Here is a 16,506-nt window from a genome sequence, read left to right on the forward strand (position 1 = left end):
ATTGACAGAAAACGGTCCAAGGCCGTCCGTTTGCCTTGGCAAGGATGCGGCGCGATCCTATGTTAGATGATAATTCTGCGGAACGGAGTTCCGCACTACAGGTTCGGGGAGTTCAATGAACCCAAATTTTCGCAACTTCGCGCTCTGGGCGATCATCGCCCTTTTGCTGATCGCCTTGTTCAGCATGTTCCAGACGTCGCCGTCTCAGACGGCCTCGAGCGAGGTACCCTATTCGCAATTCCTGCGCGAAGTGGATGCTGGGCGCGTTCGTGAGGTGACAGTCACCGGCAACCGCGTTCTCGGCAAATACGCAGAGTCCGGCACCGCCTTCCAGACCTACGCACCTGTTGTCGACGACAACCTGCTGTCCAAGCTGGAAGCCGAGAATGTCATGATCGTGGCCCGCCCGGAAACGGACGGCTCCTCCGGCTTCCTGAGCTATGTCGGGACGCTTCTCCCCATGCTGCTCATTCTCGGTGTCTGGCTTTTCTTCATGCGCCAGATGCAGGGTGGCTCGCGCGGTGCGATGGGCTTCGGCAAGTCCAAGGCGAAGCTGCTGACGGAGGCCCATGGCCGCGTCACCTTCGAGGATGTCGCCGGCGTCGACGAGGCCAAACAGGACCTGGAGGAAATCGTCGAATTCCTGCGCGATCCGCAGAAGTTCCAGCGGCTCGGCGGCAAGATCCCGCGTGGCGTTCTGCTCGTCGGCCCTCCGGGCACGGGTAAGACGCTGCTCGCCCGCTCCGTCGCCGGTGAAGCCAACGTGCCCTTCTTCACCATCTCCGGTTCGGACTTCGTCGAAATGTTTGTCGGTGTCGGCGCAAGCCGCGTCCGCGACATGTTCGAGCAGGCCAAGAAGAACGCGCCTTGCATCATCTTCATCGACGAAATCGACGCCGTCGGTCGCCATCGTGGCGCCGGTCTCGGCGGTGGTAACGACGAACGCGAACAGACGCTGAACCAGCTGCTGGTCGAGATGGACGGCTTCGAAGCGAATGAAGGCATCATCCTGATCGCCGCGACCAACCGTCCCGACGTTCTCGACCCTGCCCTGCTGCGTCCCGGTCGTTTCGACCGTCAGGTCGTCGTGCCGAACCCCGACATCGTCGGCCGCGAGCGCATCCTCAAGGTCCACGCCCGCAACGTGCCTCTGGCACCGAATGTCGATCTCAAGGTTCTCGCCCGTGGCACACCCGGCTTCTCCGGTGCCGACCTGGCAAACCTGGTCAACGAAGCCGCACTGATGGCCGCCCGCCGCAACAAGCGCGTCGTCACCATGGCCGAATTCGAAGACGCCAAGGACAAGATCATGATGGGTGCGGAACGCCGCTCCTCCGCCATGACCGAAGCCGAGAAGAAGCTGACCGCCTATCACGAGGCAGGCCATGCCATCACCGCGCTGAAGGTGCCGGCTGCCGACCCGTTGCACAAGGCGACCATCATTCCGCGCGGCCGTGCACTCGGCATGGTCATGCAGCTCCCCGAGGGCGACCGCTACTCGATGAGCTACAAGTGGATGGTCTCGCGCCTCGTCATCATGATGGGCGGCCGCGTCGCCGAAGAACTGACCTTCGGCAAGGAGAACATCACCTCCGGCGCCTCCTCCGACATCGAGCAGGCAACGAAGCTGGCCCGCGCCATGGTCACGCAATGGGGCTTCTCCGACGTGCTCGGCCAGGTCGCCTATGGTGAAAACCAGCAGGAAGTCTTCCTCGGCCACTCCGTTTCGCAGTCCAAGAACGTCTCGGAATCGACCGCCCAGAAGATCGACACGGAAGTCCGTCGTCTGATCGACGAGGCCTATACCGAGGCGCGCCGCATCCTGACCGACAACCACGACGCGTTCGTCGCGATTGCCGAAGGTCTGCTCGAATACGAGACGCTGTCTGGCGAAGAGATCAAGGCCTTGATCCGTGGCGAAAAGCCGTCGCGCGACAGCGGTGATGACAGCACGCCAAGCCGTGGTTCGGCCGTTCCCTCGACCGGGCGCAAGGACGCCCCCAAGGGTGGCGAGCCGGAAGGCGGCCTGGAACCGCAGCCGCACTGATCACGATACGATCCGAGATCGACAAAGAGGCCACCCCTGCGGGTGGCCTTTTTTTTCCGTTCGGGGCGTGCCAAACCTTGAGAATTCAGTGGAAGCCACGCCCGTGGTAACGTCGTGTAATCGATTTTAGCGCTATTTTACGTGTCCTCGACAGCGTTCTGTGGCATGAGCAGCACACCACGGATCCCCGCGCGATCGCTGATGGGCGATGATCTTGCGCAGCGGGTGAGATCGACAGGACTTGAAGGAACACTCGATGACACGTCGTTACTTCGGCACGGATGGCATTCGCGGCCTCTCCAACCGCTTCCCCATGACGCCCGATCTCGCCATGCGGGTCGGCATCGCCGCTGGCACGATCTTTCGCCGTGGCGGCCATCGCCACCGCGTCGTGATCGGCAAGGATACGCGCCTCTCCGGCTACATGCTGGAAAACGCCATGGTGGCAGGTTTTACCGCCGCCGGCCTCGACGCCTTCGTGCTCGGCCCCATTCCCACCCCCGCCGTCGCCATGCTGACGCGCTCGCTGCGCTGCGATCTCGGCGTGATGATCTCGGCCTCGCATAATCCCTTTGCAGACAATGGCATCAAGCTCTTCGGCCCCGACGGCTACAAGCTCTCCGACGAGCTGGAACTGCAGATCGAGGACATGCTCGAGAAGGACATCTACGGCCAGCTTGCAGCTCCGAACGATATCGGCCGCGCCAAACGCATTGACGGCGTGCATGACCGTTATGTCGAATTCGCCAAGCGCACCCTGCCCCGCGATGTGACACTGCATGGCCTGCGTGTTGCCATCGACTGCGCCAATGGCGCCGCCTACAAGGTGGCACCCGAAGCCCTCTGGGAGCTGGGCGCCGAAGTGGTCACGATCGGCAACGAGCCGAATGGTACGAACATCAACCTCGAATGCGGCTCGACCCATCCGGAGACATTGCAGAAGAAGGTGCACGAGACCCGCGCCGACATCGGCATTGCGCTCGATGGCGACGCCGACCGCGTCATCATCATCGACGAGAACGGCACGGTGGTCGATGGGGACCAGCTGATGGCCGTGATCGCCGAAACCTGGGCACAGGACCAGACACTGCGCGGCGGCGGTATCGTGGCCACCGTCATGTCGAACCTCGGCCTGGAACGCTTCCTGGGCGACAAGGGACTGACACTGGCCCGCACCAAGGTCGGCGACCGCTATGTCGTCGAGCATATGCGCAGCCACGACTTCAACATCGGTGGCGAACAGTCCGGCCACATCGTGCTCTCCGACCATGGCACGACCGGCGACGGCCTCGTTGCCGCCCTGCAGGTCCTCGCGGCGGTCAAGCGCACTGGCCGAACGGTCAGCGAACTCTGCCATCGTTTCGAGCCCGTACCGCAGCTCCTGCGCAATGTCCGCTTCTCCGGCGGCAAGCCGCTGGAAGACGCCGTGGTCAAGCAGGCAATCGCCGATGCCGAAGCAGAGCTGGCCAAATGCGGCCGCCTTGTCATCCGCCCCTCGGGCACCGAACCGCTGATCCGCGTCATGGCGGAAGGCGACGATCGCGAGCAGGTCGAACGCATCGTCAACGAACTGGTCGATGTCATCGGCAGCGTGCGCAGCGTCGCTGCATAATCGGATCAAGATCCGTTGAAACGAGAAAGCCCGGCTGCGAACCAGCCGGGCTTTCTTGTTTTAGAGTATCGTTTCTGGCGATCAGGCCGAGAGCTTCGCCATGACCTCATCGGACACTTCGAAGTTCGAGTAGACATTCTGCACGTCGTCATCGTCTTCCAGCGTATCGATCAACTTCATCAGCGAGGTCGCCTTTTCCTCATCGACTTCGATCGTGTTCTGCGGCTTCCAGATCGCCTTGACGGACTCGGCTTCACCGAGCACCGCTTCCAGCGCCTTCGACACTTCGTTCATGTCTTCGAATGCGCAGTAAATCGTGTGGCCATCTTCATCCGAGACGACGTCTTCGGCACCGGCTTCGATCGCCGCTTCCATGACCTTGTCCGCATCGCCAACGGAGACCTTGTAGGTGATCTCGCCGACATGGTCGAAGGAGAAGGAGACAGAACCGGTTTCGCCCAGCGCACCGCCAGCCTTCGAGAAGGTCGAACGGACAACGGAGGCCGTGCGATTGCGGTTGTCGGTCAGCGTCTCGACGATGACAGCAACGCCGCCCGGACCGTAGCCCTCGTAGCGGATCGCATCATAGGTCTCGGCATCGGCACCGGACGCTTTCTTGATGGCGCGCTCGATATTGTCCTTCGGCATCGACTGCGCCTTGGCGTTCTGGACAGCGAGGCGAAGGGCCGCGTTCATGGTCGGATCGGGCAGCCCGGTCTTTGCAGCAACCGTGATTTCGCGCGCGAGCTTGGAGAACATCTTCGAACGGATACCGTCCTGTTTCCCCTTGCGGTGCATGATGTTTTTAAACTGTGAATGGCCAGCCATGGCACCCCTGATCAGGTCTGAATATTGGGAATGGGCGCCTTATAAGGGCGAAACCGGCCCTGTTCAAGCCCAAGCAGCCGCGACGATGGACCTGTCGCGACAGGAACAAGTCAGCTGCGAACTCGTTGCCTCCCCGAAGAAACGTCAGGGAGACAGACGATATGGCAAGCTTCAGCGAAGCCCGCAAAAACCCGGTTGAACAGCTCTGGGAAGAAATCGACGATGTGCATGCCGGCATGCTCGGCCTTGTCGGTTCCGATCAAGCCATGCGCCCCATGGCGCCGCAGGCCGACCGGTCGACACACACCATATGGTTCTTCACCAAGACGGATACCGATCTCGTCAAGGCCTTGCGCCCGGGCAGTCGCGCGCAGTTCTGCCTTGTCGGCAAGGACCACGACTATCATGCGTCGCTGACCGGCAACCTGACCGTCATGAAGGACCAGACGAAGATAGACGAATACTGGAATTCAGTCGTGGCCGCCTGGTATGAGGGCGGCAAGTCCGATCCGCTCCTGACCATGCTGGCCCTTTCTTTGGAAGAGGGCGAGATCTGGGCCTCGACCGGCAGCACGGTTAAGTTCGGCTGGGAAATCGCCAAGGCAAACCTCAACCCGGAAAAGCTGCCGGATGTCGGTGTACACCGACATGTCCGCTTCGCCTGAGGTGACCCCTCACACCCCCTGAAGCACGAGGATCAGCGGCTTCTTCGGCAATGTCCGCATGGACACGGTGAAGCCGCGGTTCTCCGAAATCTGTGTATCGAACCCACCGTCAAACATTGACAGGAACGTCTCGATCGGGGGACCTCGCCGATGCATCGGCAGGACCACCGCGGAACGCAATCGCTTGACAATGCGGCTCATGCTGTCGGCGCCCAGCGTCAGCCCGCCATCCACGGGCACCATAAGGATGTCCAGCCGTCCGATTTCGCCGTAATGCGTATCAGTCAGTTCATGATGCAGGTGGCCAAGATGGCCAATGCAGAGACCGGCAACCTCGACAATGAAGATCGAATTCCCGTTTGGCTCCATCTCGCCGCCCCAGCTGCGGATATCGGTGGACACATTGCGTACATAGGCGTCCCCCGCCACGAGCTTGTGCTCGATCGGCTGGCCCGGCTCGGCCTCGTTCCATCCCTGCAGCACGGCGCCGATCGCCGGATCCGGATTGAGCGTGTAGTGGCTTGAATGTGCCTTGTTCATCGTCACAACGTCAGGCGTGCGTGAGGTTCGAAGCCAACCGTTGAAATCCGTGGCAATGGAAACGCCGCCGGGTGTGTCGATCTGAAAGGTGGAATGCCCGAGATAGGTGATGACGACATCTTCCTGAACCTGAACCAGTGTCCGTTTCGGCGCCCCGGAGGCAGACGGCGTGTATTTGGCATATTGAACATCAGGGATCTTCTCGGCGATCAGCTGGCACTGGCTCACCTGCGGCCGCGCGGCTTCCTGCGCGAATGTGCCGCTGGCCAGAGCCGCAAGCACCATCGTGGACAACACCAGTCTCAGCATCATGCCGCTCCCTGCACCGTATCCAGATCGAAGCCCAGAGAATGAGCCAGCTTCCACTCGGGGTAAAGACGACCTCTCCTGCGGGGACCTCAAATTGCCGTTATCTGGACGCCACGAAAATGCGTCCGGGCGGTTAGTATGCTTAATCGATCGTTAAGCGCTTATGGTCAATTGTGGCTCTCCCGAGGGAACACAGGTTCCCGCCAAATCGAGAGGAAGATACCATGCCGGCGGCGCAGGCCCTGTTTGATCAAGATACACCGACCACCGGCCATGCCCTCCTGGATTGTATCGAAGCAGCCCTCAAAGACGATTTCAGCAAGATTCCCTCGGGGACAGACGACTTGGACCGTGCAGTCGCCAGTCTGATTGCCCGTTGCCAGGAGCGATCCGCCGTCCAGTTGAAGGATGTCGTTGATGTCTCGATCAATCTGAACGAAACCGCGACGATGTCCGCCAACCTTCTCTATGACCTGAAACAGGTCGATCACCGGACCCACGACATAGCGGCCGCCGCAGAGGAAATGGCATCGACCGTCGACGAGATCGCACGCCATGGCCAGGAAATTTCCGTCGGAACCCGCAAGGCCGGTGCGGCCTGTGACGAGGCGCGGCAGGCAGCTCTTGAAACCCGCAGCACCGTGGTCGACATCAACCAGGCACTCGGCGACGCCAACGACCGGATTTCGGTGATCCAGTCCCTGGGATCACGCATCTCGGAAATTGCCGCCAACATCAAGAAGATTGCCTCTCAGACCAACATGCTGGCAATCAATGCTGCCGTCGAGGCAGCACGTGCGGGGGAGGCCGGCAGAGGTTTTGCCGTCGTCGCCTCCGAGGTGAAGGCACTGTCGGATCGCACGGCCAATGCCACGACGGAGATCTCCAAGATCGTCCAGGATCTTGAACATGGACTTTCCTCGATGAATGAGGCCATGTCCACCAGCCGCTCGTCTGCGGACGCTGGAGCAACATCGCTGGACAAGCTGACGGCGCGGCTGTCCGATGCGCTTCGGCAGGTCACCGAAAGCGCCGACAGCGCGACCCAGATCGCGAGCGCCCTTGTCGAACAGAAGACTGCATCGTCCAGCGTCGCGAGCGGCATTACCCACATCGCGACGAGCGCCGGTGATGCCACGCGGCAACTGGGCCGCGTCATGGACGCCGTCTCCCGCGCCCAGTCAGGTCTGGACCGACGGCTGAAGGCTCTCGCCGAAGAGGATATCCCTGGCAAGGTCGTGCTGCTGGCACAGTCGGACCACGTGATCTGGAAGCGGCGCCTGGCCAATATGATCGTCGGGCGTGAAACGCTCGACGCCCGCGAGCTTGCCGATCACAAGAACTGCCGGCTCGGAAAGTGGTATCTCGGTGCCCGGACGACGCCCCTCGGACAGGACGCCGATTTTGTCGAACTCGACGAGCCGCATTGTCGGGTCCACCAGCACGGCATCGAAGCCGTTCGGAGCTTCAATGCAGGCGATATCGGGGCGGCTCTCAAGCAGTTGCAATGTGTCGAGGTCGCATCAGGAGAAGTATTGCAGAAGCTCGGCCGCCTGGAACGCAAGACTTCTCGGCGCTAGCCGCTCGTCGCCCTTCAAACCAAAAGGATCCCGTCGTCAGGCCCAGAACGGCGGGATCGTTTCAGCCAGTCGCGGGCCCATCCGGAGCGGCGCGATCTTTTCTGCAAGCCCCGTTGCATCGGAGATTTCAACACCGACTCCGCATATGGTCGCCGGACCGCTCGCAGCCTCGAAGCGACCCTTGGGCATTTTCGAGATGAAGCGGTTGAGCGGCTCCTCCTTCTCCATGCCGAGCGAGGAATCGTAGTCGCCACACATGCCGGCATCCGACATATAGGCGGTGCCCCCGTTCAGGATCTGGTGATCCGCCGTCGGAACATGCGTATGCGTGCCGACGACGAAGCTCGCGCGGCCATCGACGAAATGGCCGAAGCACTGCTTCTCGCTGGTCGCTTCCGCATGGAAGTCGAATACGATGACATCCGCCTGTTCCTTCAGCGGGCATGCCGTCAGGATCGTCTCTGCCGACTTGAAGGGGTCGTCGAGTTCGGGATGCATGAAGACGCGGCCCATGATGTTGGCCACCAGCACCCGCGCGCCGTTGCGGGCATAATAGAGGCCGGATCCCTTGCCCGGTGTACCGGAGGGATAGTTGGCCGGGCGCAGGAATTGGTCGTGCCGGGTGCAGAAGGAAACCGCTTCCTTCTGGTCCCAGACGTGATTGCCTGTCGTCACCACATCGGCGCCGGCATTGATCGTCTCGAGATAGATGTCCTCGGTAATGCCGAAGCCGCCGGCAGCGTTCTCGCCGTTGACAATGACGAAATCGAGCTTCAGGTCGGAGATGAGGCCCGGCAACCGCTCCCACACAGCCGTTCGTCCGGTCTTGCCCACCATGTCTCCGAGGAACAGAAGTCGCATATTCGTCCAATCAATCCGTGAATGTTTTCAGCCCGCTTTCAGTCAGCACGGCCTCCAGCCGGACATCATGAGCCTCGAAGGGCACTTCTGCCACCTCCTGGCAGTCGAATGCAATGCCGATCAATCGCGGATGCCGGCCTTTTTCCCTCAGACGCGCGATCGCCCGATCGTAATGGCCCGCGCCATAGCCGATCCGATTGCCGGAAGAGTCGAAAGCCGAAAGCGGCACGAGCAGCATGTCGGGATCGAGAACGGCCGCATCAGGCCCAGGGCCGCACGTGCCGAAGCCGGTGTCCACAAGGTCAGCACCGGGTACGAGTTCGCGGAAGACGATCGTCTGCTTGTCCATGACGACAGGCAGACAGAGGCGTGCACCGCGCGCCCTCAGCCGCGCCATCAGCGGGCGAATATCCGCCTCGGACCGGATCGGGAAGAAGCCTGACACGACGAGGCCCGGCTCGACCGGGAGAGTGTCTCCCGCATATTCGGCCATGGCGAGGCTATGCTCCAGCCTGAGCTCCGCCGGAATGGCATCGCGAGCTGCCAGTCGCGCCTTGCGGATTTCGGCCTTCAATTCTCGCTTCACAAGCATCAGAGCGCCTTCCTTCGACAATCGCCACCCCATTTCTTGGGAGGCAAGGCATGAAAAATACAAATTTGCCGTTCATCAAACCCGATTCAAATGCCCGTAAAAAACCAAGGCTTAACCCAATTCCCCTAGACTTTTGTGCAAGTCAACGATCCAGGGGCATCTCTTCATGCAGTTCTTCTCACGCTTCGGCATCACGAAAACAATCACTGCGACGACGGTCTTGATCCTCGTCGCGTCACTGGCCGCGGTCGCGTGGGTCATCTCCGGCAGCATCCAGACCCGCATCCAGGAGCAGGCCATCACGGGCCAGGATGCGAGCCTTCGTACCGCCGCCACGATCATCGAACGGGACCTGCCCGGCACCCAGGTTACATGGGCCCAGGACGGCAATGTCCAGCGCATCGTGATGGAAGCGATCCCGACGGAATTCACGGAACACGGCATGATCGACACCATCGGGCGGATGACCGGCCAGACCGTGACGATCTTCGCCTGGGATGCCGAGAGCAAGGACTTCTGGCGTCGCACGACGAACATCATCAAGCCCGATGGCAACCGCGCCGTCGGCACGGCACTCGGCCAGACCGGCGCCGTCTATCCCTTCGCAGTGAAGGGCCAGGTCTATCGCGGCGAAGCCGTCATCCTGGAAACCCCTTATTTCACGATCTATCAGCCGATCTTCTCGCCGGCAGGTGATGTGCTCGGCATTCTCTACGCCGGCGTCCGAAAGGCTGATATCAACAGCATCGCGACCGAAATGACCTATGCGATCGGCACCACGGCGCTGATCGTACTCCTGATCGCAGCAACGCTCATCGCCCTGCTCGTCCGCCGCATCGTCGGATCGCTGCCGCGCCTGACCGCCGTCGCCGAGCGTCTGGCGTCCGGTCAGCTTGAGACCTCGGTCCCGGGTCAGGAACTGAAGAACGAGATCGGCGCCCTCGCCCGGGCGATCAATGTTTTCCGCGAAAGCGCCATCCAGAAGATCGAGATCGAGCGCGATGCTGCCGAGGCCGCTGCGCAGGGTGAGAAGGACCGCGCCGAACGGGAAGTTGCTAAGGCAGATGACGCCCGCGCCGTGCAGGATGCCGTCGACTGTCTCGCAGACGGCCTCAACAAGCTGAGCGACGGCGACCTGACCGTGCGCATCGACCGCACCTTCGCCGGCAATCTCGACCGCCTGCGTGTCGACTTCAACGCCTCTGTCGAGAAGCTCAGCAGCACGCTCTCGCAGATCCGCGGTGAAACCTCCGGCATCGAGGCAAGCTCTGCCGAGATGCGCTCTGCGACCGACGACCTGTCGAAGCGGACGGAACAGCAGGCAGCCTCGCTCGAAGAAACCTCTGCCGCACTGGAAGAGATCACCTCCACGGTTCGCGGATCCTCCGCCAAGGCCGATGAAGCCGCCACCATGGCGACCAAGGCCCGCCAGAGCACCGAAACCTCCAGCAAGGTCGTGTCTGACGCAATCGAGGCGATGAGCCGCATCGAGCAGGCCTCGAGCGAGATTTCCAAGATCATCAACGTGATCGATGAGATCGCATTCCAGACCAACCTTCTGGCACTGAATGCCGGTGTCGAGGCAGCCCGCGCCGGGGAAGCCGGCAAGGGCTTTGCCGTCGTCGCTCAGGAAGTCCGCGAACTCGCACAGCGTTCGGCAAACGCTGCCAAGGACATCAAGGCGCTGATCCACAAGTCGGGCGAAGCTGTCGCCGGCGGCGTGTCTCTGGTCCAGCAGACCGGCACGGCACTCGGCGAGATTTCCAACCAGGTGGCCGTCATCAACGACCACATCACGGCGATCGCGTCTGCGGCGCGGGAACAGTCCACCGCGCTGAACGAGATCAACGGTTCGGTCAACCACATGGACCAGTTCACCCAGAAGAACGCCGCCATGGTGGAAGAGGCAACTGCCGTAACTCACCGCCTGGCCGACAGCGCCCACAATCTCGGCGCCTTTGTCGCACAGTTCCGGATCGCCGGCGGCACGAGCCACACCCCTGCCTATCAGCCGGCAGCCCCCGCTCCGCGCGCCGCAGCACCACGCCCGGCCGCAGCCCCCGCACAGGCCCGTCCGGTCGCTTCTCCGGCACGCAAGATGGTCGGCAGCCTGGCCAAGGCCTTCGGCGGCGGCGGTTCCGCTGCAGCGACCTCGCAGGACAATTGGGAAGAGTTCTGAGCCCAGCCTTGGAAACAACGAAAAGCCGTCGCGAGCGATCGCGGCGGCTTTTTCGTTTCGTCTCGAAGAAGAAGGGTGCGATCCACGGCAACCGATGGAGGTTTACGATCCTGGGTGCCTACAAACGTAGGTGGGCGCTGTATGTCCGAGCCCACGTTTTAATCACTGACTAAAATGAAGTTTCTGCTCTCGCGACAAGAGAAGCGGTATCAGCTTGTGTAACTTTTCAATCAAAACATTCTGCGGGAAGTTCTGTATTGGTGAATGCTGCAAGTCGTGCAAAGCCAACTGCTCTGCTATGTTTCCGACAAGATTCAAGTGAGCGACCAGATGTTCAAGGACAATTCCGTTTTCGTAGTAGGCGCGGGCGCAAGCCACGAGTTTGGTCTGCCCATCGGATGGGATTTGACACAGACAATCAAAGCAAACTGCGACATCGTCCTCAACCAGTGGGGAGAATACCAGTCGGGATCGCGCGCCGTTTTCAATCACTACGTGCGTATGTTCAGTACCCAATCCGAGGACAACGTCGACAAGATCAAATCAAGGCTGCGGGCCTCATGGCAAATACGCGACGGGATAGAAAGTGCCGACAGCATCGACGAGTACATATTCCGCTATACAAGCGACCCCTTGATTGCTGAAGTAGGAAAGTTGAACATCGCGCATGCTATCTCTTCAGCTGAAAGTAAAAGCCTTCTAAAGGTCAAAGAAGGCTCCGTGTTTGATGTGCGAGATGCCACCAACACATGGATTTGGGGATTCGCAAAAGCTCTTATGAACGGCATCCGTGCCGATGACGTATCAGAAGTTGGAAACAACATCACAATCATATGCTTCAACTATGATCGTTGCATCGAACATTATCTTGAGCACGCATTAGCTCAGGGATTCCACGGACTGACGGCGACCGAAGCAAAATCGATAGTTGAGAGTATTAACATCATCCACCCGTACGGATGGTTGGGAGACCTGCAACGGTTTCCCTATGGTGACACTCGACAGTTTCCCGCAATGGCAGACAACATCATCACCTGGTCGGAAAGCGTTCGAGATCCCGAAATCATCTCAAAGATGCGTCTCGCGATCGAGGGAGCAAGTCAGATTGTATTTATGGGGTTCGGTTTCGCGGCACAGAACATGGACCTGTTGGATTGCAGGCGAGATTATGTTCCGGCAACACCCCCAGCAGTATATTCTACGGGATACTCTCTGCCACGAGAGACCCAAGGAGTACTGACTTCCAAGATCGTTTCTCTGTATTCTGCCGCTGACTGGTACGATCCCGATACGCAAAAAGTTCATTTTCAATACGGAGCGACCTGCAAAGAATTCTTTGACATTCACCGTTTGAACTTGGTTATATAGTTCTGCACGCAGAAACTCAGGTCGGAATCTGGTCTGCCCCCTGAAAAGTGATCCTTCATGAAGTATGGCTTACGAGCCTCAGAAGGACATTGAAATGGCAGCGAAAAGACACAAGGCAGAAGAGATCGTCACGAAGCTTCGTCAGGTTGACGTGCTGAATGCGCGGGGTAAATTGATGGCGGAGGCGATCCGGTCGATAAGCGCTACGGAAGTTACATATTACCGTTGGCGGGCAGAAAACGGTGGCCTGAAAGGCGATCAGGTAAAGCGCTTGAAGGAACTTTAGGCAGAGAATGCCCGGCTGCGGCGCGCCGTTTCCGATCTCACGCTGGCCAAGATGATCCTTGCCAAGGCCGCCAAGGGAAACTTCTAAGCCCCGCCCGTCGTCGCGCTTGCGTGGATCATGTCATCGATGAACTGAAAGTGTCCGAAGACGGGCATGCCGGATTCTCGGTCAGCATCGTTCCACGCAGCGCAAGTTCGCCAAGACCCCGGATGACGAGGCGGCATTGACCGCCGACATCACGGCGCTTGCTCTCCAGTATGGCCGCGGGGCAGGCCAATTACACTACCCGTCAGGTTTAATACCGGTGCAGAAGTCGGGGTGAAAATGCCATGCGAGAGTCGAAACTTCGGGAAACCAGTAAGCAAAAGGTGCGATCCACGGCAACCGATGGAGGTTTACGATCCTGGGTGCCTACAAACGTAGGTGGGCGCCGTATGTCCGAGCCCACGGGCCCGGCCAGGGACAGCTCCCTTTGGATCGAGTATGGCCCCAGGGATTGTGGTTCCTGTCGTGAGGCGCAGATCGCATGTCAGATATAGGTGCTTCGCACGCACTGCGCCAGTGGGCTTGGCAAATAGTCCTCAGGCCTGAGGCTGGGGTGCGGGCCGTTGGGTGAGCTTGCGTGTGATGCCATTCAGCCGGTCCGCGAGATCGACAATCGCATGGGCCACGGCTTCCTCCCGGTCATGGACACCTGATAACACGGTGTCTCGCCCTTCGCGCAGATTTGCGAGCTCTGCCTCGGCGGCGGCCAGGCGTCGATTGATCTCGGCCATTTCGTCCATGACCATGATTCCGGCCATCACGGTAATCCTGAGATCGCCGATTTCGCCGAACTGTCCCTTTAGGTGACCGACGTAACGGTCGAACTGACCCGCAAGCTCGGTCAGATGGTCTTCCTGACCTTCCTCGCACGCCATGCGATAGGCTTTTCCGTCAATCGTGACTGAGACCTGCGCCATCGGCATTCCAACTCTTTTCTACGCGTGGCGCCGCAGCGCCCTAAGCAAACAGGGGCCATCCGGCCCGCGATCAGCGATCGAGCACCGCCCGGATCGTCTCCATGGCCGTGACCAGGCGACGCGACACCTCGCGATTGACCTCTTCGAGCCTGTTGGCCCGAAATTCCGACTGGTCGAGTTCTTGGGCGAGCCGCGAGCGATCAGCATGCACCCGCCGGACCTCGCCGTCGATCTCCGTACTCTCGCGTTCCGCCTCGAAGCGCATGTCGACGGCGTTCTCCAACCCGGCGACAGCCTGGCGAAGCGCCGTGAGCGCGGCATCCACCGAATTTTCCGCCGGCATGATTTTGCCCCTGCTTCACTGACGTCTGTTCGCTACACGAATCGTCGTAGCTGTCGCGATGATCTGAGCCGGGACAGTAAGCCCCGGCCTTGCCGCGCGTCAATAAAGTGCAAGTCATCAAGAGAAGCCAATTCTGTGGAAGACTGACACAAATTGCCGCCCGGAAACTCATGGCACATTTTCGCACAAGAATGAGGCACAGCGATGATTTCTTGGCTCCGGAAACGCCAGAAGCCGGGCCATTTGTTGACTTGCGCGATGCACCTGCTAAGGATCAGCCCCGTTCAGGCGGCCCTCCCCGGCGGGCCGCGTCTCGAAGCCCCCGGAACAAGCGGAAAAGCCATGATTTCTCCCGAAAAACATCAGCGGATGGCGAATGCGATCCGTTTCCTCGCCATGGATGCAGTGGAAAAGGCCAATTCCGGCCATCCAGGCATGCCCATGGGCTGCGCCGATGTCGCGACTGTTCTCTTCACCCGCTATCTGAGCTTCGACCCCAAGAACCCGCTCTGGCCCGACCGCGACCGTTTCGTCCTGTCGGCAGGCCATGGCTCGATGCTGATCTACTCGCTCCTCTATCTCACGGGCTATGAGGACATGACGATCGAGGACATCAAGTCCTTCCGTCAGCTCGGCGCCAAGACCGCCGGCCATCCCGAATACGGTCACGCATCGGGCATCGAGACGACCACCGGTCCGCTTGGCCAGGGCATTGCCACGGCCGTCGGCATGGCGCTGGCCGAAAAGAAGCTCGAAGACGAGTTCGGCTCGGACCTGCAGAACCACTATACCTACGCGCTCGCCGGTGACGGCTGCCTCATGGAAGGCATCAGCCAGGAAGCGATCACGCTCGCCGGCCACCTGAAGCTCAACAAGCTTATCGTCTTCTGGGACGACAATGGCATTTCGATCGACGGCGCAATCTCTCTCGCCGACTCGACCGACCAGCATGCCCGTTTCCGCGCCGCCAACTGGAACACGATTGCCATCGACGGCCACGATCCGGAAGCAATCGCCGCGGCCATCGAGACCGCCAAGAAGTCCGACAAGCCGACCATGATCGCCGCCAAGACCGTCATCGGCTTCGGCGCGCCGAACAAGGCCGGCACCCACAAGGTTCACGGTTCGCCGCTCGGCGCCGACGAAATTGCCGCCACCCGCAAGGCGCTCGGCTGGGAAGAGGAAGCCTTCTCCATCCCCGCGGACGTGCTCGACGCCTGGCGCCTCGCCGGCCTGCGCTCGACCAAGACCCGCAAGGACTGGGAAGCACGCCTCGCTGAGGCCGATGCCGAAAAGCGCGCCGAATTCAACCGCCGCTTTGCCGGTGAACTGCCGGGCACGCTGGCCGGTGCCGTCGACGCTTACAAGAGGAAGCTCGCCGAAACCAAGCCGACCGTTGCGACCCGCAAGGCTTCGGAAGACGCGCTGGAAGTCATCAACGGTGTGGTCACCGAGACGCTCGGCGGCTCGGCCGACCTGACCGGCTCGAACAACACCAAGACCAGCCAGACCAAGTCGATCACCCCGACCGATTTCTCCGGCCGCTACATTCACTACGGCATCCGCGAGCACGGCATGGCAGCTGCCATGAACGGGATTGCGCTGCATGGCGGCCTGATCCCCTATTCAGGCGGCTTCCTGATCTTCTCGGACTATTGCCGTCCGTCGATCCGCCTCGCTGCCCTGATGGGCATTCGCGTCATCCACGTCCTGACCCATGATTCCATCGGTCTCGGCGAGGACGGCCCGACCCACCAGCCGGTCGAGCACATGGCCGCCCTGCGCGCCATCCCGAACCTGATGATGTTCCGTCCGGCGGATGCCACGGAAACAGTGGAATGCTGGCAGGTCGCGCTGGAAACCAAGGATCGTCCCTCGGGTCTTGCGCTCACGCGCCAGAACCTGATCCCGGCCCGCACAGAATATGAAGAACGCAACCTCTGCGCCCAGGGCGCATACGAGCTGATCTCGGCCAGCGACGCCCAGGTTTCGATCTTCGCCTCGGGTTCGGAAGTGGAAATCGCGATGAAGGCCCAGCAGCAGCTGGAAGCCAAGGGCATTTCGGCCCGCGTCGTTTCCGTCCCCTGCTTCGAACTCTTCTTCGAACAGGATGCCGCCTACCAGGAAGCGATCATCGGCAATGCGCCGGTCAAGATCGCCGTCGAAGCCGGCATCCGCCAGGGCTGGGACGCGATCATCGGCTCCACCGGCACCTTCATCGGCATGAAGTCCTTCGGCGCCTCGGGGCCGGCCAAGGAACTCTACAAGCACTTCGGCATCACGGCGGACGCCGTCGTTGCAGCCGCCGAAGCCAAGCTTGCCTGACACCATCCC

At 60.7% G+C, this 16,506-nt stretch carries 13 protein-coding genes, 1 other RNA gene and 1 pseudogene; 8 read left to right on the forward strand and 7 right to left on the reverse strand.

The features are described from left to right. Positions 1 to 115 precede the first annotated feature (115 nt). Positions 116 to 2,047 carry an ATP-dependent zinc metalloprotease FtsH gene (gene ftsH / locus LJE98_RS07255; RefSeq protein WP_229574495.1) on the forward strand — a complete coding sequence of 644 codons (1,932 nt, stop codon included), beginning with the start codon at positions 116 to 118 and terminating at the stop codon, positions 2,045 to 2,047. A gap of 256 nt (positions 2,048 to 2,303) precedes the next feature. After that, positions 2,304 to 3,659 carry a phosphoglucosamine mutase gene (gene glmM, locus LJE98_RS07260; RefSeq protein WP_229574496.1) on the forward strand — a complete coding sequence of 452 codons (1,356 nt, stop codon included), beginning with the start codon at positions 2,304 to 2,306 and terminating at the stop codon, positions 3,657 to 3,659. A gap of 81 nt (positions 3,660 to 3,740) precedes the next feature. On the opposite strand, the gene LJE98_RS07265 is transcribed toward glmM, so the two are convergent. Then, positions 3,741 to 4,487 carry a YebC/PmpR family DNA-binding transcriptional regulator gene (locus tag LJE98_RS07265; RefSeq protein WP_229574497.1) on the reverse strand — a complete coding sequence of 249 codons (747 nt, stop codon included), beginning with the start codon at positions 4,485 to 4,487 and terminating at the stop codon, positions 3,741 to 3,743. Between the two features lie 161 nt (positions 4,488 to 4,648). Between LJE98_RS07265 and LJE98_RS07270 the strand changes: the two genes are divergently transcribed. Continuing rightward, positions 4,649 to 5,152, forward strand: coding sequence for a pyridoxamine 5'-phosphate oxidase family protein (locus tag LJE98_RS07270; protein WP_229574498.1), 504 nt, complete (start codon positions 4,649 to 4,651; stop codon positions 5,150 to 5,152). 9 nt (positions 5,153 to 5,161) lie between these two features. On the opposite strand, the gene LJE98_RS07275 is transcribed toward LJE98_RS07270, so the two are convergent. After that, positions 5,162 to 6,004 (reverse strand): MBL fold metallo-hydrolase, encoded by an 843-nt coding sequence (locus tag LJE98_RS07275; RefSeq protein WP_229574499.1) that lies wholly within the window; start codon positions 6,002 to 6,004, stop codon positions 5,162 to 5,164. 341 nt (positions 6,005 to 6,345) lie between these two features. On the opposite strand from LJE98_RS07275, the gene LJE98_RS07280 reads away from it, so the two are divergent. Further along, positions 6,346 to 7,581 carry a methyl-accepting chemotaxis protein gene (locus LJE98_RS07280; protein ID WP_229574500.1) on the forward strand — a complete coding sequence of 412 codons (1,236 nt, stop codon included), beginning with the start codon at positions 6,346 to 6,348 and terminating at the stop codon, positions 7,579 to 7,581. 36 nt (positions 7,582 to 7,617) lie between these two features. On the opposite strand, the gene LJE98_RS07285 is transcribed toward LJE98_RS07280, so the two are convergent. Together LJE98_RS07285 and LJE98_RS07290 are read right to left on the reverse strand one after the other, a co-directional pair. Continuing rightward, positions 7,618 to 8,442, reverse strand: coding sequence for a TIGR00282 family metallophosphoesterase (locus LJE98_RS07285; protein ID WP_229574501.1), 825 nt, complete (start codon positions 8,440 to 8,442; stop codon positions 7,618 to 7,620). A gap of 10 nt (positions 8,443 to 8,452) precedes the next feature. Next, positions 8,453 to 9,034: a 5-formyltetrahydrofolate cyclo-ligase gene (locus LJE98_RS07290; protein WP_229574502.1), complete on the reverse strand. Its 582-nt coding sequence runs from the start codon at positions 9,032 to 9,034 to the stop codon at positions 8,453 to 8,455. A gap of 166 nt (positions 9,035 to 9,200) precedes the next feature. Between LJE98_RS07290 and LJE98_RS07295 the strand changes: the two genes are divergently transcribed. The 3 genes and pseudogenes from LJE98_RS07295 to LJE98_RS07305 form a co-directional block, all read left to right on the forward strand. Beyond that, entirely contained in the window at positions 9,201 to 11,213 is a 2,013-nt protein-coding gene (locus LJE98_RS07295; protein ID WP_229574503.1) for a methyl-accepting chemotaxis protein, read from the forward strand. A 264-nt stretch (positions 11,214 to 11,477) separates the two neighbouring features. Next, positions 11,478 to 12,581: a hypothetical protein gene (locus LJE98_RS07300; protein WP_229574504.1), complete on the forward strand. Its 1,104-nt coding sequence runs from the start codon at positions 11,478 to 11,480 to the stop codon at positions 12,579 to 12,581. Positions 12,582 to 12,675: 94 nt separating this feature from the next. Continuing rightward, a pseudogene (locus tag LJE98_RS07305) lies at positions 12,676 to 13,132 on the forward strand (transposase); the annotation flags it as partial. A gap of 103 nt (positions 13,133 to 13,235) precedes the next feature. On the opposite strand, the gene ssrS reads toward LJE98_RS07305, so the two are convergent. From ssrS to LJE98_RS07320, 3 genes are all read right to left on the reverse strand, one after another. Continuing rightward, positions 13,236 to 13,394, reverse strand: a non-coding RNA gene (gene ssrS, locus LJE98_RS07310) — 6S RNA. Positions 13,395 to 13,448: 54 nt separating this feature from the next. After that, a complete protein-coding gene (locus LJE98_RS07315; protein ID WP_229574505.1) occupies positions 13,449 to 13,829 on the reverse strand; it encodes a cell division protein ZapA in 381 nt (126 codons plus the stop codon). A 70-nt stretch (positions 13,830 to 13,899) separates the two neighbouring features. Continuing rightward, positions 13,900 to 14,172, reverse strand: a complete 273-nt coding sequence (locus tag LJE98_RS07320; protein WP_229574506.1) for a DUF4164 domain-containing protein — start codon at positions 14,170 to 14,172, stop codon at positions 13,900 to 13,902. Between the two features lie 342 nt (positions 14,173 to 14,514). On the opposite strand from LJE98_RS07320, the gene tkt reads away from it, so the two are divergent. After that, complete coding sequence (tkt, locus tag LJE98_RS07325; RefSeq protein ID WP_229574507.1) at positions 14,515 to 16,497, forward strand: transketolase; 1,983 nt, start codon at positions 14,515 to 14,517, stop codon at positions 16,495 to 16,497. Positions 16,498 to 16,506: the final 9 nt, after the last annotated feature.

It is taken from the genome of Rhizobium sp. 'Codium 1' (genome assembly GCF_020889605.1).
Classification (GTDB): Bacteria; Pseudomonadota; Alphaproteobacteria; order Rhizobiales; family Rhizobiaceae; genus Allorhizobium; species Allorhizobium algae.

What these genes read in the sequence shown, in the direction of transcription:
- glmM (WP_229574496.1), top strand. Translation starts at nt 2,304, where the DNA reads ATGACACGTCGTTACTTCGGCACGGATGGCATTCGCGGCCTCTCCAAC.
- LJE98_RS07320 (WP_229574506.1), bottom strand. Translation starts at nt 14,172, where the DNA reads ATGCCGGCGGAAAATTCGGTGGATGCCGCGCTCACGGCGCTTCGCCAG.
- LJE98_RS07300 (WP_229574504.1), top strand. Translation starts at nt 11,478, where the DNA reads ATGCTGCAAGTCGTGCAAAGCCAACTGCTCTGCTATGTTTCCGACAAG.
- LJE98_RS07290 (WP_229574502.1), bottom strand. Translation starts at nt 9,034, where the DNA reads ATGCTTGTGAAGCGAGAATTGAAGGCCGAAATCCGCAAGGCGCGACTG.
- LJE98_RS07270 (WP_229574498.1), top strand. Translation starts at nt 4,649, where the DNA reads ATGGCAAGCTTCAGCGAAGCCCGCAAAAACCCGGTTGAACAGCTCTGG.
- LJE98_RS07265 (WP_229574497.1), bottom strand. Translation starts at nt 4,487, where the DNA reads ATGGCTGGCCATTCACAGTTTAAAAACATCATGCACCGCAAGGGGAAA.
- LJE98_RS07315 (WP_229574505.1), bottom strand. Translation starts at nt 13,829, where the DNA reads ATGGCGCAGGTCTCAGTCACGATTGACGGAAAAGCCTATCGCATGGCG.
- tkt (WP_229574507.1), top strand. Translation starts at nt 14,515, where the DNA reads ATGATTTCTCCCGAAAAACATCAGCGGATGGCGAATGCGATCCGTTTC.
- LJE98_RS07295 (WP_229574503.1), top strand. Translation starts at nt 9,201, where the DNA reads ATGCAGTTCTTCTCACGCTTCGGCATCACGAAAACAATCACTGCGACG.
- LJE98_RS07275 (WP_229574499.1), bottom strand. Translation starts at nt 6,004, where the DNA reads ATGATGCTGAGACTGGTGTTGTCCACGATGGTGCTTGCGGCTCTGGCC.
- ftsH (WP_229574495.1), top strand. Translation starts at nt 116, where the DNA reads ATGAACCCAAATTTTCGCAACTTCGCGCTCTGGGCGATCATCGCCCTT.
- LJE98_RS07285 (WP_229574501.1), bottom strand. Translation starts at nt 8,442, where the DNA reads ATGCGACTTCTGTTCCTCGGAGACATGGTGGGCAAGACCGGACGAACG.